Raw genomic sequence first — 13,257 nt, 5'->3', positions numbered from 1 at the left:
AGGACGGCCGGGTGAGGGGATTGCGGCCTTGCCGAAAGCACAGCGCTGCGGCGAGCGAGCATACGATGCGCCCGGTCCTGAAGCGTGGCTCCTGGTGTCGCGGCCGGGTTGCCCTCACCCGGGCTCGCTGTGCGAGCCCGACCTCTCCCGCAAGCGGGAGAGGCAAATGGGGGGAACTCGAAGAGCTGTGAATCCGATAGTCCCCACAAGGGGAGGGGGGACTTATAAAAGCCGGGCTGGAGAGGGGCCTCGACCGACAGCGCCCTCATGCCAGGATCGGCGTGATCAGCGGCTCCAGCGTCGCCATCACGGTGGAGACCACGCCGCGGTTGCGCTGGGCCACGGCGCCGGCGGCGCGGGCCATGCGGCGGCGCTCCACCGGGTCGTCCAGCAGGCGGCCGACCGCGGCGGTCAGGGCTGCGGCATCGGCCACGGGCATGGCCCCGCGGGCCTGGCCGAGCTGGGCGGTGATGTCCGGGAAGTTGGTCATGTGCGGGCCGTAGACCAGGGCGGCGCCCAGCTGTGCCGCCTCGATCGGGTTGTGGCCGCCGAACGGCACCAGCGAGCCGCCGATGAAGGCGACCGGGCAGACCCGCAGCCAGATCCCCATCTCGCCGATCGTGTCGGCGACCAGCACGTCGGTGTCGGACCAGGGCAGCTTCGCCTGGCTGCGGCGCAGGGCGCGCAGCCCGGCGGCCCCGACCATCCCGGCGATCTCCCCGCCGCGGTCGGGGTGGCGCGGCGCCAGCACGGTGAGGAGGCCGGGCCGCTTCGCCGCCAGCGCCTTGTGGGCCTGGACGATCTGCTCCTCCTCCCCGGCATGGGTGCTGGCGGCCAGCCAGACCGGGCGGCGGCCGATCGCGGCGCGCATCGCCGCCAGCGCCTCGAGATCGGCGTCCGGCGGATCCGAGGAGAACTTCAGGTTGCCGACCTGGCCGACGCCGCGGGCGCCGAGGGCGCGGAAGTTGCGGGCCGAACGCTCGTCCCAGGGCAGGATCACCCGGAAGATGCCGAGCAGCCGGCGGATCAGCCGCGGCAGCCGGCGCCAGCGGCGGAACGACCGCTCCGACATCCGCGCGTTGACCAGGGCGATCGGCAGGCCGCGCTTCTCGGTCTCCACCAGCATGTTCGGCCAGATCTCGGATTCGACCCAGATCGCCAGATCCGGCTTCCAGTGGTCGAGGAAGCGGCGAACGAAGGCCATGCGGTCGAGCGGCGCGAACTGGTGCATCGCCCGCTCCGGCAGCCGCTCGGCGATGAGGCGGGCCGAGGTGACGGTGCCGGTGGTGACCAGGACCGACAGGCGCGGGTCGCGCTCCAAGAGGCGGCGCACCAGCACCTGGACCGACAGCACCTCGCCGACGCTGGCGGCGTGGACCCAGACCAGCGGGCCCGCAGGGCGCGGGAGGCTGGCATGGCCCAGCCGCTCGCCGCGACGGGCGGGATCCTCACGGCCTGCGGCGGTGCGGCGGGCCAGCAGCAGGGGCACGAAGGGGCCGGCGGCGTCGGTCAGCCCACGATACAGCGCGTAGATCATCCAGACTGGCTAAGGATCATCGGAAGGGATGCAGATGAGTCAGGAACTGATCTGTACATGCCTCCCAGGAATAGCGCAGCGCAAAACTGCGGCAATCCTCCGACGGCACCTTCAGGGCCTCGCGGATGGCGCGGCCCAGATCCTCGTCCAGCCGGCCGACCGGGGCGTCGCCGATGACGTCGGCCGGACCCTGCACCGGATAGGCGGCGACCGGCACGCCGCAGGCCAGCGCCTCCAGCATCACCAGGCCGAAGGTGTCGGTGCGCGACGGGAAGACGAAGACGTCGGCATCGGCATAGGCGTCGACCAGCGCCTGCCCCTCCTTGGCGCCGGTGAAGGTGACGTCGGGGTACTTCGCCTGGAAGGCGGGCAGGGACGGGCCGCCGCCGACCACCACCTTCTCGCCGTCGAGCGGCAGCGACAGGAAGGCGTCGAGGTTCTTCTCCACCGCCACCCGGCCGACATAGAGGTGGCGCGGCCTTTCGCGCTCGGCCCGCGCCGCCGGGCGGAAGCGCTGGGTGTCGACGCCGCGGCTCCAGCGCGCCAGGCGGCGGAAGCCGCGGCTGTTCAGGTTCCGCTCCAGCGTGTCGGTCGCCACCATCACGGCGCTGGCGGCGCGGTGGAAATGCCGCAGCAGGGCGTAGGTCGAGGCCAGCGGCATGCCGGTGCGCAGCTGGACGTATTCCGGGAACTGGGTGTGGAACGAGGTGGTGAAGGACAGGCGCCGGCGGATGCAGTAGCGCCGCGCCGCCCAGCCCAGCGGCCCTTCGGTCGAGATGTGGATGGCGTCGGGGTCGAACTCGTCGATCAGCCGGGCCATGCGCCGGCTCTGGCCGATCGCCAGGCGGATCTCGGGATAGGTCGGGCAGGGGATCGAGGCGAAGCGGTCCGGGCCGATCACCTCGACCAGATGGCCGCGGCGGCGCAGCTCGTCGCGGGTCGATTCGATGGTGCGCACCACCCCGTTGACCTGGGGCAGCCAGGCGTCGCTGACAATCAGGATGCGCATCAGCCGACTGTGGATCCCGTCTCTGCCATGTCCACGGAGACTATAGCCGATCGGATCAAGCGGCGCGCTGCGGCTTCAGCGCGGGCTCCGGCAGCGCCGCCACGTCGCGGGCCGCCACGATGTCCGCCCAGTGCAGGATCTCCAGCCGGCCGTCCTCGTGCTCCACCAGCGCGGTGCAGCTCTCCACCCAATCGCCGTCGTTCACATAGGTCATGCCCTGCATGTCCTTCAGCTCGGCGGTGTGGATGTGGCCGCAGATGACCCCGTCCACGCCGCGCCGCTTGGCCTCCTCGACCAGCGCGAGCTCGAACCGGCCGACGAATTCGACCGCGCGCTTCGCCCGCTGCTTCATATAGGCCGAGAGCGACCAGTAGGAGAAGCCGAGACGGCGACGGATGATGTTGAGAAGGGTGTTGGTGTGCAGCAGCAGCTCATAGGCCTTGTCGCCGACATGGGCCAGCCATTTGGCGTAGCGCACCACCACGTCGAACTGGTCGCCGTGGATGACCAGGAAGCGGCGGCCGTCGGCGGTCTCGTGGATGCAGTCGTCGGCGACGTCGACATCGCCGAAGTTCTGGCCGACGAACTGCCGGGCGGCCTCGTCGTGGTTGCCGGGGATGTACAGCACGCGGGTGCCCTTGCGGGCCTTGCGCAGCAGCTTCTGGATCACGTCGTTGTGCGGCTGCGGCCAGTACCAGCTCTTCTTCAGCCGCCAGCCGTCGACGATGTCGCCCACCAAGTATAGCGTGTCGGAGTCGGTGTGCTTCAGGAAGTCGAGGAGGAGGGCGGCGTTGCAGGCCCGGGTGCCGAGATGGACGTCCGAGATCCAGATGGTGCGATAGCGCGTCACCTGATCCATGGGCATCGGTCCTTCGGCGGTCATATACCGTCCGTATAACCGAGACGCCGTCGGCAAACAACATCTTGATGTCGTCTGCCATCTCGCAGGTGCAAAACTTAATAAAACGGTCACGAGTGTTTCCGCGCCGCCGATCTGTTGCCGGCTTTTCGGCCGCCATGGCGGTGGGATGTGAATCTTTTCTGAAGCGGCTGGATCGGTGCCGTCCCCGGCGGCGGGGACCCGCCCTCCCCCGGTTGCGGACGAGGGAGGGCGGGCGCGGCGGCCGCGCGAAAGCGCGAAGCGGCCGCCGACAGCGTGTGACCGGACTAGAGGGGGATGACCGGATCCGGCGTCCCGCCGCCGTCGAGCCCCGCGAAAACCGCCATGGAAATGCCGTCCCCCAAACGATGCGCGCCCCGACCGTCGAAATCGCGGCCGCGCCGCCGCCTTGGATCGGAAACGGCTCACGATCGGCGAAAATCTTGCGCGATTCGAGTGGGTTTCCGCGCGTCGGCGAAGAACGCAGCAAACGATCGCGCCGCCGGAACGAAATTGCCGGCGGCCGTTTCCGATCCTGCCGGCCGGCGCCTGTCGAAAAACCCGCCCTCCCCCGGTTGCGGACAGGGGAGGGCGGGCGCGGCGGCCGTGCCCTACAGCACGAAATCGGCCGCCGTCAGGGCGTGGTCGGAATAGACGCTGATGATCGAATCCGGCTGCTTGTCGCCGTTGACGTCGAGATAGACGCCGTAGCGGCTGTTGGCGAAGGCGACCACCCGCACCTGCCCGGCGACGCCGGTGAAGTTGCCGACGTCGAAGCTGAAGGCGGTGTCTCCGTTCACGCTGTTGCCGTCGGCGTCGATCGGCGACAGGTCGATCTTGTCGCCGGTGGTGAAGCCGATGACCGCGTCCTTGCCCGCGGCCGCGACGGTGCTGTCGCCGACCGCGACATAGCGGAAGCTGTCGTCGCCGGCGCCGCCCTTCAGCACGTCGGCACCGCCGCCGCCGGTCAGGACGTCGTCGCCGCCCAGGCCCCACAGCGTGTTGGCGCTCGCGTCGCCGGTGATGCTGTCGTTGCCGGCCGAGCCCATCACCTGCTCGATGTCGGACGACAGGGTGTCGCCCTCCGCATCGCCGCCGGTCGAGGTGCCGCCGAGCACCACGGTCACGGCCAGGGCGGAGCCGGCATAGCTCACCGTGTCGATGCCGGCGCCGCCGGTCATGGCATCGGCGCCGCCATTGCCTTCCAGGATGTCATTGCCGTCGCCGCCGTCGAGGGTGTCGTCGCCGGTGCCGCCATAGAGGGCGTCGTTGCCGGCCCCGCCGGAGACGGAGTCGTTGTCGGCGCCGGCATCGACCGAGTCGTTGCCGTCGCTGCCGACGATGGTGTCGGCGCCGGCGCCGCCGACCAGCCTGTCATTGCCGTCGCCGCCGTCCAGGCTGTCGGTGCCGGCTTCGCCGGACAGGGAATCGTCGCCGCCATTGCCGACCAGGGTGTCGTCGCCCAGCTCGCCGCCGATGATGTTGCGGACGTCGTTGCCGGTCAGGATGTCGTTGTGGCTGGAGCCGTACAGGTTCTCAATATTCGTCAGCGTGTCGCCCTGGGCGTGGCCGCCGGAGGCGGTGTTGGCCAGGAGGTTGACGTTCACGGTGGCGTCCGAGCCCTGGTAGTTGGCGAAGTCGGAGCCGTTGCCGCCGTCGAGATTGTCGCCGCCGGCACCACCCCTCAGGGTATCGTTGCCGTCATAGCCCTTGAGGGTGTCGGCCATGCTGGAGCCGAAGATCCGGTCGTCTCCCGAGAAGATCACGGCGAGGATGGTCTCCTCGTCGCCGCCGTTGACCAGTCCGGCCAGGGTCGACAGCAGGATGTTCATGCCGGTGATGGAGAAGACCGGCGTGGCCGCCGGCTTGCTGTAGGTCATGCTGTCGACCGTTCCAGTGAAGGTCGACGGCGGGGTGAAGCTCATCCCGGTGCCGGTAAGGGACAGCCGCCCCCCACCGACGAAGTTGATGGTGCCGCTGGTCGGCGAGATCGACGGATTGCCGGCGATGCCGGACGGGGCGATCGACGTCCCGATCGTTCCGAACTGGACACCGTTGCCATTGATGCCGGTGCCGTTGAGCACGGTGAAAACAGCCATTGGAAATGCCTCCCCAATATCCTCCCGATCTTCGAAAGCCCGGTCGTTGCGGCCGGTTATGAGCGGGATTGACTAAATATTGGCCGAAATTTTAGGCAATTCGAGCGCGATCCCGGCCTTCGGCAAAGAACGCAAGGAGACTGTCAAATCGATGAAAGCAAATTTCATTAAACTTTTCCGAAAATATTAAATTCGTGCCATGAAAGGTCCGGCGCGACATTCCGTGTCTCGAATACGAATGAAATGATCGAAGCCGCGCGGCCCGGCAGGTCTACCGTCCGGCCCCCCGCATGTCCTTCAGGTTGCCGGCAATGGTGACCTCGTTGACCGGGTTGGGCGATGCGGCCGTGTGCTCGATTCAGAAGCCGTGCGCGCGGCCGCCGTGCCCTACAGCAGGAAATCGGCCGCCGTCAGGGCGTGGTCGGAATAGACGGTGATGATCGCATCCTCCACCCTGTTGCCGCTGGTCTCGAGATAGACGCCGTAGCGGTTGCCGGCGAAGGCCAGGACCCGGATCTGGCCGACGGCGGTGAAGGCGCCGGTGCCGAAGGTGAAGGCGGTGTCGCCGTTGACGCCGTTGCCGTCGGCGTCGATCACCGACAGGTCGATCCTGTCGCCGGTGGTGAAGTCCGTGATCGTGTCCCGGCCCGAGGCCGCGAGGGTGCTTTCATTGGCGTTGCTGTAGACGAAGCGGTCGTCGCCGGCGCCGCCCTTCAGGATGTCGGCCCCGGCCGCCCCGAGGAGCAGGTCGTTTCCGGCGTTGCCCCAGAGGGTGTTGTTGCCGGAATTGCCGGTCAGATTGTCGGCGAAGGCGGATCCGAGGATCTGCTCGATCCCGGTCAGCGTGTCGCCGTCGGCGTCCCCGGAGGTGCCGGTGCCGGCCTGGAGGTGGACGGCCACGCCCTGGGCGGAACCGACATAGGACGCCGTGTCGATGCCGTCCCCGCCGGCGAGGGCGTCGGTGCCGGCCCCGCCGTCGAGAATGTCGTTGCCGTCGCCGCCGTCGATCGCGTCGTCGCCGGTGCCGCCGGTAACGCTGTCGTCGCCGGCATCGCCGAAGATCTGGTCGTTCTCGGCCCCGCCATCGATCGAATCATTGCCGCTGCCGGTTTCGGCGCTGTCGCCGTGCAGCGTATCGGCCCCGGCGCCGCCGACCACGCGGTCGTGGCCGTCCTGGCCGTCGATGATGTCGTTGCCGGCCTCGCCGGACAGGTGGTCATCGCCGGCATTGCCCTTGATCAGGTCGTCGCCGTTCTCGCCGCCGATGATGTTGCGGGCATCGGACCCGGCCAGGGTGTCGCCGAAGCTGGAGCCGTAGATGTTCTCGATGTCGGTCAGCGTGTCGCCCGTGGCGTGGCCGCCGAAATACAGGGCGCCCATCAGGTCGACCAAGACTTCAGCGTCGGAGCCCTGATAATTGGCGAAGTCCGATCCCGCGCCGCCGTTGAGAGTGTCGGCGCCGGCGCCGCCCCTCAGCATGTCGTCGCCGTCGCCGCCGCTGATGGCATCGGCGCCGTCGAAGCCGAACAGCCGGTCGGCCTGGGTCGAGCCGCCGATCGTGTCGCCGCCGGAGAAGATGGCGGCGAGCACCGCCAGCTCGTCGCCGCCGGTGGCGAGCGCGGCCACGGTGGCCAGCGGCGTGTTCATGCCTGTGATGGAGAAGACCGGCGTGATCGCCGGCATGCTGTAGGTCAGGCTGGTGACCGTGCCGCCGAAGGTGCCCGGAAAGGTGAATGACATCCCGGTCCCGCCGATCGACAGCAGCCCGGTGTCGTTGAAGAAGATGCTGCCGATGGTCGGTGTGATGATCGGGAAGCCGGCGATGCCCGAGGCTGCGATCTGCGAGAGCGTGCCGAACTGGATGCCGTTGCCGTTCAGGCCGGTGTCGTTGAGGACGGTGAAGACCGCCATGAAAATGCCTCCCCCAATATGCGCGCCCGAAATTTGTCTAAAGATTGACCGGAATCATACGCAATTCGAGGCCGTTTCCGCGCCTTGGCAGAGAACGCAAAGAACTGGCCGGAGCGGCGGAAGGAAATTTCCGGCGACTATTTCAGCTGTTTCGCCGACTCGGCGTCGGTCCGCATGACCGGCCGTCCGAAACGGCCCGGGCCGGCTACCGCCCGGCCACCGTCATGCCGTCGATCCGCACCGTCGGCGCGTCCATGCCGTAGCGCAGCACCAGGTCGTTGGCCGGCACCAGGGCGCGGTACATGTCCTTCAGGTTGCCGGCGATGGTGACCTCATTGACCGGATGGGCGATGCGGCCGCGCTCGATCCAGAAGCCGTGTGCGCCGCGGCTGTAGTCGCCGGTGACGCCGTTGACCGACGACCCCATCAGCCCGGTGACGTAGAAGCCGTCCCGGATGTCGGCCATCAGCTCCGCCGGGGTGGCGCTGCCGGGGGCGAGGTACAGGTTGGCGGGCGAGGCGCCGGGCGGGCCGCCGGTGCCGCGCACGGCATGGCCGGTCGGGGCCAGGCCGAGCTGCCGGGCCGAGCGCAGGTCGAGCAGCCAGGTGGTCAGGCGGCCGTCCTCGATCAGGGCGCGGCGGGTGCTGGCCACGCCCTCGCTGTCGCAGGGGCGCGAGCGCAGGCCGCGGCGGATATGCGGGTCGTCGATCACCTCGATGCCCGGGGCGAACACGGCCTGGCCCATCCTCTCCTTCAGGAAGCTGGTGCCGCGGGCGATGGCGGCGCCGTTGATGGCGCCGACCAGATGGCCCAGCAGGGTGCGCGACACCCGCGGGTCGAACACCACCGGCACCCGCGCGGTCGCCGCCTTGCGCGCGCCCAGCCGGGCCACGGCGCGCTCGCCGGCGCTGCGGCCGACCGCCTCGGGCGCTTGCAGGTCCCCGGCATGGACGGCGCTCGAATGATCGTAGTCGGTCTCCATCGCCGTGCCCTCGCCGGCGATGGCGGAGACCGAGATGCTGCTGCCGGTCGACCCGGTGACGCGGGCGAAGCCGTTGCTGGCCACCATCGCCGCCATGCTGCGGCCGAAGCCGGCGCTGGCACCCTCGGAATTGGTCACGCCCGCCACCTCCAGCGCCGCCGCCTCGGCGGCCCGGGCGCGCTCCGCCAGGGTCTCGGTCGAGGGCTCGACCGGGTCGACCAGGTCGAGCTCCGGCAGCTCGGTCGCGAGCTCGGACGGGTCGGCGATGCCGCAATAGGGGTCCTCCGGCACCACCCGGGCCATGGCGACGGCGCGCTCGGCGATCTCGTCCAGCGCCGCCGGACGGCGGTCGGAGGAGGAGACGATCGCCATGCGCTTGCCGATGAAGACGCGCAGGCCGAGATCGCTGCCCTCGGAGCGCTCGACATGCTCGAGCTGGCCGAGCCGGTGGCTGATCGAGATCGAGGTGCTGTCGAACAGCACGGCGTCGGCGGCGTCGGCGCCGGCCCTCCGCGCCTTGTCGATCAGGCCGGACAGCAGGTCGAGGGTCGCGTCGTGGGAGGAGGGCATCGTCCGGTCCGTCGGTTCCAGGGCCTCCCGTCATGTAGCGACGCCGCCCCCGCCGCCGCAAGGAGGAAGGGGCAGGTGGTCGCACGCAACAGGCTTCACCCTTGCCGCCCGCGGAGGCATCCTGGCGGGGCGAGTCGGGGCATGGAGGGATCGGCGTGATCGGGATACGGATCGGGGCGGCGCTGGCCGCCGCCTGGATGTTGGCCCCCCTGTTGCTGACGGGGGCGCCGGCGGGCGCGGCGGAGGAGGATCCCGCCTGGGCCCAGGTGCGGCTGGGCACCCAGGGGCCGCCGCAGGTGATCGGCACCTATTCCAACGGCTGCATCGCCGGCGCGGTGCAGCTGCCGCCGGAAGGCCCCGGCTACCAGATCATCCGGCTCAGCCGCAACCGCAACTGGGGCCATCCGAACCTGGTCGCGACGCTGCAGGATCTCGGCCGACGGGCCGAGGCCGCCGGGCTGCCGCCGATCCTGATCGCCGATATGGGCCAGCCGCGCGGCGGGCCGATCACCGACCATGCGGCGCATGAGAACGGCCTCGACGCCGACATCTGGCTGCGTCTCGACCTGCCGCTGCTGGCGCGCGAGCAGCGCGAGACGCTGAAGCCGGAATACATCACCGGGGCCTGGACCGACTTCGTCCCGCGCGGCGCGCTGAAGCCGCAGCAGGCGCAGCTGATCCGCCTGGCGGCGACCGAGCCGCGGGTCGAGCGCATCTTCATCCACCCGGCGATCAAGCGCGAGCTGTGCGCGATGTCCTGGGACGACCGGTCTTGGCTGAACAAGGTGCGGCCCTGGACCGGCCACAACGAGCATCTGCACATCCGCATCGGCTGCCCGTCCGACAGCCCGCTGTGCCGCGAGCAGGACCCCGCCCCGCCCGGCGACGGCTGCGGGTCCGACCTGATGTCCTGGTTCCCGATGCGGGCGCCGAAGCCGTCGAAATCGACCAGGCCCTACATCCCGCCGCCGATGCCGGCCGCCTGCACCGCGGTGCTGAACGCGCCGCCGGTGGTAGCGGGGCAATAGGGGCGCGCCGCGGCACGGCATCGACGAGCGGCCGCCGCGCCCCCATCTCCATCGGCATGCCATCCGAGTCCGAACGGAGCAGGCCGATCGGGAGCGGCCGCCTGACCGTCAGGCCGGCCGGCGGAAGAACGCCCGGCATCGAGGCGACCTTTCCCTACGACCGGGGCCTGGTGCAGCGCTTCATGAACGCCTTCCCGCGGGCCCGCTGGCGCGAGAAGGAGGCGGCCTGGTTCATCCCGGGGGTGACCGCAGAGCGCCGGCTGGCCCGGTGGCTCGACCGCGAGCTGCCGGCCGGCGGAGACTACGGCGATGCGAAGGGGCGGGACGCCTTCGCCTTCGATCCCATCGTCAGCCCGTATCTCGAGGTCGCCGACGACCTGCGGATCCGCACGCCCTATTCCAGGACCGTGGTCGACCAGATGCGCGCCATCCCCTGGTCCTGGTGGGACGGCGACACGCGGGCGTGGCGGGTGCCGGTCCGGTCATATGAGGAGCTGTGGCGCCGGTGGCCGGTGATCGAGGCCGCGGCCCGGCGGAACGAGCCCGAGGAGCGCCGGCGGCGCCGGCTGGCCGAGTGGGACCCGGAGGCCCAGCGCCGGGCGGCGGTGCTGGCCGCCGAGCGGCGGCGGCACCGCTATCCCGTCGCCGCCGGCGACCTGCCGCCCTTCGGCCGGCCGGTGATGACCGAGCGGTTCGGCATGGTGGTGTTCACCGGGACCGAAGGGGAGCTGGCGGAGCCGCCCGACGGCGCCGCCATCTACCCGCATCTGGCGCCGGGCGTCGTCGACCATGTGTGGGCGACCTGGCGCCGGCCGGAGCTCGACGAGCTGATCGGCGTCTGGGCGAGCCGGGCGGCGGCGGGACCCGCCGAACGGGCCCGAGGGTGGTGGACGCCCACCCGAGAGGAGCTGCGGCAGGCCCGGCGGGAGGCCCGCGTCAGGGACCGCATCCGGGAGCGCCGCGCGGCGTCCGCTTCGTCCGGGGGCGCCTCGCCTCCGTCGGAATAGGCGGGCTTCGGGCCGGTCGGGCGTCCCGGCTCGGGCAGGCCGCATGGATCGCGAGAACCGGCCTCTTGAACTCGCAAGCGGCTGATCCACATCAACAATCGCTCGGCCGCCCAGCCATGGGGGCCGGGCTTCAGGAGGCGCCGGCCGCTGTCGGACTCCCGGCGCCCTCTCGTATCCATGTTGCTCATGAGGAGGATATGGCTATGAGGACGACCCTCGATTTCTCTCCGCTGTTCCGGTCGAGCGTCGGCTTCGACCGCATCTTCAACCTGCTGGAATCGGCCGGACGGGTCGAGCCCATCGACGCCTGGCCGCCCTACGACATCACCAAGACCGGCGATGACGACTATCGCATCACCATGGCGGTGGCCGGCTTTACCGAGGATGAGCTGACCGTCACGCAGGAGCCGAACCTGCTGGTCGTGCGCGGCGCGAAGCCGGGCGAGGACCAGGCCCAGTATCTCTATCGCGGCATCGCCGCCCGGCAGTTCCAGCGGCGCTTCGAGCTGGCGGATCACGTCAGGGTGGTCGGCGCCGGCCTGGCGAACGGCCTGCTGACGATCGACCTGAAGCGCGAGCTGCCGGAAGAGATGCGGCCGCGCCGGATCGAGATCGCGCGCGGCACCGCCCTGCCGAAGGCCGGGACCCCGCAGCTCGAGGCCAAGGTCAAGGCCGCCTGACGCTGCAATGGAAGGCGCGGCGCCGGGCCCGGGCCCGGCGCCGCTGCGCCCGTGCCATGATCAGGGGAGAGCCAGCGATGGAACTGCGGAGAGGCTGCGAGACCTTGCAGCTCGTCCCGGCAACCGTGTCGCAGGGGCTGCCGGGCAACGACAACCGACAGGGGCGGCCGGCCGACGGCCGCACGGCGTTCCCGCCGGACACTGTCGCCCACATCTTCCGCCCGGCCCGGGCGCCGCTGACGTCGGGCCGGGCGGCATCGCGTGACTGGCGGCTGGTCTTCGAACGCCGGAGGCCCGGCCGGGTCGAGCCGCTGATGGGCTGGATCGCGGGCGACGATCCGCTGGCGCAGATCGAGCTGCGATTCCCGACTGCCGCGTCCGCGATCGCCTATGCCGAGCGCCAGGGCCTGGACCACATCGTCCACGACGATCGCCGGGCGAAGCCGCGTGCCGCGGAGGAGCGCACGGCCGCCGGCGCGCGGCCGGCCCATGAACCGATCCCGAACCAGGCCTGGCTGGTCTGGCTGCACGAGGGCTATGGCGCGGGGACGGCGGTCGACGCGGCGAATGACGCAGAGGCCGTCCGCGACGCGGAGCGAGCGGACGACGGCGCCGTTCGGACAGCCGCCGAAGGCCTGGCCGACACCGTCTGGACCGAATATCTGGCCGATCTCGCCACCGCCGAAGGCATGCCGGAGAACGGCCGCCCCTCCCGGCTCCAGGAGGTCAGCCTGGCGCTCCTGGCGCTGGCCGCGGCGGGCAGCGCCGCGCGCCCTTCGGCGCAGCGCGCGGCATGAGGCGTTGAACCGGCGGCTGCCCGATCGCGTCCCGTGCGGCCGTCACGGCAGGCTCTCATACACTGCCGGGCCCTCGAAGTCCTGCTTGCCCAGGGCGACGCCGGCGTGGCGCAGGATGGCGTAGGCCATGGCGATGTGGAACTGCAGGTTCGGCAGGGCGTAGTGCAGCAGGAAGGGCAGGCCGGCGAAGCGGCGGGTGCGACCGCCCATGACGACGTCGACCACCCGCGCCTCCGACCCGTCGATCTGCTCGGGCCGCAGAGCCTCGATGAAGGCGACGGCGGCATCGAGCCTGGCGGTCAGCGCCGCGAAGCTGACCGGGCCGGGCGGGAAGCGGTGCTGGATGCCGCGGTTGAACACGGCGAAGTCCTCCGCCTCCGGATCGGGCAGGGCCAGGCCGGCCAGGCGGCGCGCGGCGCCGCGGGCGCCGTCGGCGGCGATCTGGACCTGGCGGTGCAGCGGGAACATGTCCGGCGCCAGCCTGGCCTCGAGCAGGGTGGCGGGGTCGATCCCCTCGGCCGCGGCATGGGCCTCGGCCTTGGCCAGGATGCCTCGGCAGTTCGTCAGCGCCCGGGAGAAGACCGGCACCGAGGCCTGGTGCATCGAGATGGTCATGCCCTTCGACCTTCCCAATTGTCATCGCCGGGCTTGACCCGGCGATCCAGGGGCCGACCAGAGAGACGTCGACATTCCTGGATGCCCGGGTCAAGCCCGGGCATGACAGTTAATGATGGAACCGTCGGCTCTGAAACCCTTC

The 13,257-nt window shown here is 70.5% G+C and carries 11 protein-coding genes; 4 read left to right on the top strand and 7 right to left on the bottom strand.

Going from position 1 to position 13,257, the window contains the following annotated elements:
* Positions 1-265: 265 nt before the first annotated feature.
* The 6 genes from LG391_RS24475 to LG391_RS24450 form a co-directional block, all read right to left on the bottom strand.
* Complete coding sequence (locus tag LG391_RS24475) at positions 266-1,537, bottom strand: 3-deoxy-D-manno-octulosonic acid transferase (RefSeq protein ID WP_225770668.1); 1,272 nt, start codon at positions 1,535-1,537, stop codon at positions 266-268.
* A gap of 16 nt (positions 1,538-1,553) precedes the next feature.
* The gene (locus LG391_RS24470; RefSeq protein ID WP_304608560.1) at positions 1,554-2,546 is read right to left on the bottom strand and encodes a glycosyltransferase family 1 protein; all 993 of its coding nucleotides are present in this window, start codon (positions 2,544-2,546) and stop codon (positions 1,554-1,556) included.
* Between the two features lie 55 nt (positions 2,547-2,601).
* Positions 2,602-3,405 carry a UDP-2,3-diacylglucosamine diphosphatase gene (locus tag LG391_RS24465; protein ID WP_374200775.1) on the bottom strand — a complete coding sequence of 268 codons (804 nt, stop codon included), beginning with the start codon at positions 3,403-3,405 and terminating at the stop codon, positions 2,602-2,604.
* 632 nt (positions 3,406-4,037) lie between these two features.
* The gene (locus tag LG391_RS24460; protein ID WP_225770666.1) at positions 4,038-5,525 is read right to left on the bottom strand and encodes a calcium-binding protein; all 1,488 of its coding nucleotides are present in this window, start codon (positions 5,523-5,525) and stop codon (positions 4,038-4,040) included.
* Between the two features lie 387 nt (positions 5,526-5,912).
* Positions 5,913-7,436: a calcium-binding protein gene (locus tag LG391_RS24455; RefSeq protein WP_225770665.1), complete on the bottom strand. Its 1,524-nt coding sequence runs from the start codon at positions 7,434-7,436 to the stop codon at positions 5,913-5,915.
* A gap of 205 nt (positions 7,437-7,641) precedes the next feature.
* A complete protein-coding gene (locus LG391_RS24450; RefSeq protein WP_225770664.1) occupies positions 7,642-8,988 on the bottom strand; it encodes a TldD/PmbA family protein in 1,347 nt (448 codons plus the stop codon).
* 155 nt (positions 8,989-9,143) lie between these two features.
* Here LG391_RS24450 and mepA point away from each other — a divergent pair, with 155 nt between their 5' ends.
* The 4 genes from mepA (at position 9,144) to LG391_RS24430 (ending at position 12,500) form a co-directional block, all read left to right on the top strand.
* Positions 9,144-10,016 carry a penicillin-insensitive murein endopeptidase gene (gene mepA, locus LG391_RS24445; protein ID WP_225770663.1) on the top strand — a complete coding sequence of 291 codons (873 nt, stop codon included), beginning with the start codon at positions 9,144-9,146 and terminating at the stop codon, positions 10,014-10,016.
* A 182-nt stretch (positions 10,017-10,198) separates the two neighbouring features.
* Positions 10,199-11,023: a hypothetical protein gene (locus LG391_RS24440; protein ID WP_225770662.1), complete on the top strand. Its 825-nt coding sequence runs from the start codon at positions 10,199-10,201 to the stop codon at positions 11,021-11,023.
* A 203-nt stretch (positions 11,024-11,226) separates the two neighbouring features.
* Positions 11,227-11,703 carry an Hsp20 family protein gene (locus tag LG391_RS24435; RefSeq protein WP_225770661.1) on the top strand — a complete coding sequence of 159 codons (477 nt, stop codon included), beginning with the start codon at positions 11,227-11,229 and terminating at the stop codon, positions 11,701-11,703.
* A 77-nt stretch (positions 11,704-11,780) separates the two neighbouring features.
* The gene (locus LG391_RS24430) at positions 11,781-12,500 is read left to right on the top strand and encodes an NADH dehydrogenase ubiquinone Fe-S protein 4 (protein WP_225770660.1); all 720 of its coding nucleotides are present in this window, start codon (positions 11,781-11,783) and stop codon (positions 12,498-12,500) included.
* A gap of 42 nt (positions 12,501-12,542) precedes the next feature.
* Here LG391_RS24430 and LG391_RS24425 read toward each other — a convergent pair whose 3' ends face one another.
* Positions 12,543-13,115, bottom strand: a complete 573-nt coding sequence (locus LG391_RS24425; RefSeq protein ID WP_225770659.1) for a DUF1993 family protein — start codon at positions 13,113-13,115, stop codon at positions 12,543-12,545.
* Between the last annotated feature and the right edge of the window lie 142 nt (positions 13,116-13,257).

Origin of the sequence: Inquilinus sp. Marseille-Q2685, from assembly GCF_916619195.1 — a bacterium.
Classification (GTDB): Bacteria; Pseudomonadota; Alphaproteobacteria; order DSM-16000; family Inquilinaceae; genus Inquilinus.
Note: the sequence above shows the minus strand (reverse complement) of the source record. Positions and strands in the feature narration are given on the sequence as shown.

Excerpts from the sequence above, each read along its gene's own strand:
- LG391_RS24475 (WP_225770668.1), bottom strand. The coding sequence starts at position 1,537 with ATGATCTACGCGCTGTATCGTGGGCTGACCGACGCCGCCGGCCCCTTC.
- LG391_RS24470 (WP_304608560.1), bottom strand. The coding sequence starts at position 2,546 with ATGCGCATCCTGATTGTCAGCGACGCCTGGCTGCCCCAGGTCAACGGG.
- LG391_RS24425 (WP_225770659.1), bottom strand. The coding sequence starts at position 13,115 with ATGACCATCTCGATGCACCAGGCCTCGGTGCCGGTCTTCTCCCGGGCG.
- LG391_RS24450 (WP_225770664.1), bottom strand. The coding sequence starts at position 8,988 with ATGCCCTCCTCCCACGACGCGACCCTCGACCTGCTGTCCGGCCTGATC.
- LG391_RS24460 (WP_225770666.1), bottom strand. The coding sequence starts at position 5,525 with ATGGCTGTTTTCACCGTGCTCAACGGCACCGGCATCAATGGCAACGGT.
- LG391_RS24455 (WP_225770665.1), bottom strand. The coding sequence starts at position 7,436 with ATGGCGGTCTTCACCGTCCTCAACGACACCGGCCTGAACGGCAACGGC.
- LG391_RS24430 (WP_225770660.1), top strand. The coding sequence starts at position 11,781 with ATGGAACTGCGGAGAGGCTGCGAGACCTTGCAGCTCGTCCCGGCAACC.
- LG391_RS24440 (WP_225770662.1), top strand. The coding sequence starts at position 10,199 with ATGAACGCCTTCCCGCGGGCCCGCTGGCGCGAGAAGGAGGCGGCCTGG.
- LG391_RS24465 (WP_374200775.1), bottom strand. The coding sequence starts at position 3,405 with ATGGATCAGGTGACGCGCTATCGCACCATCTGGATCTCGGACGTCCAT.
- LG391_RS24435 (WP_225770661.1), top strand. The coding sequence starts at position 11,227 with ATGAGGACGACCCTCGATTTCTCTCCGCTGTTCCGGTCGAGCGTCGGC.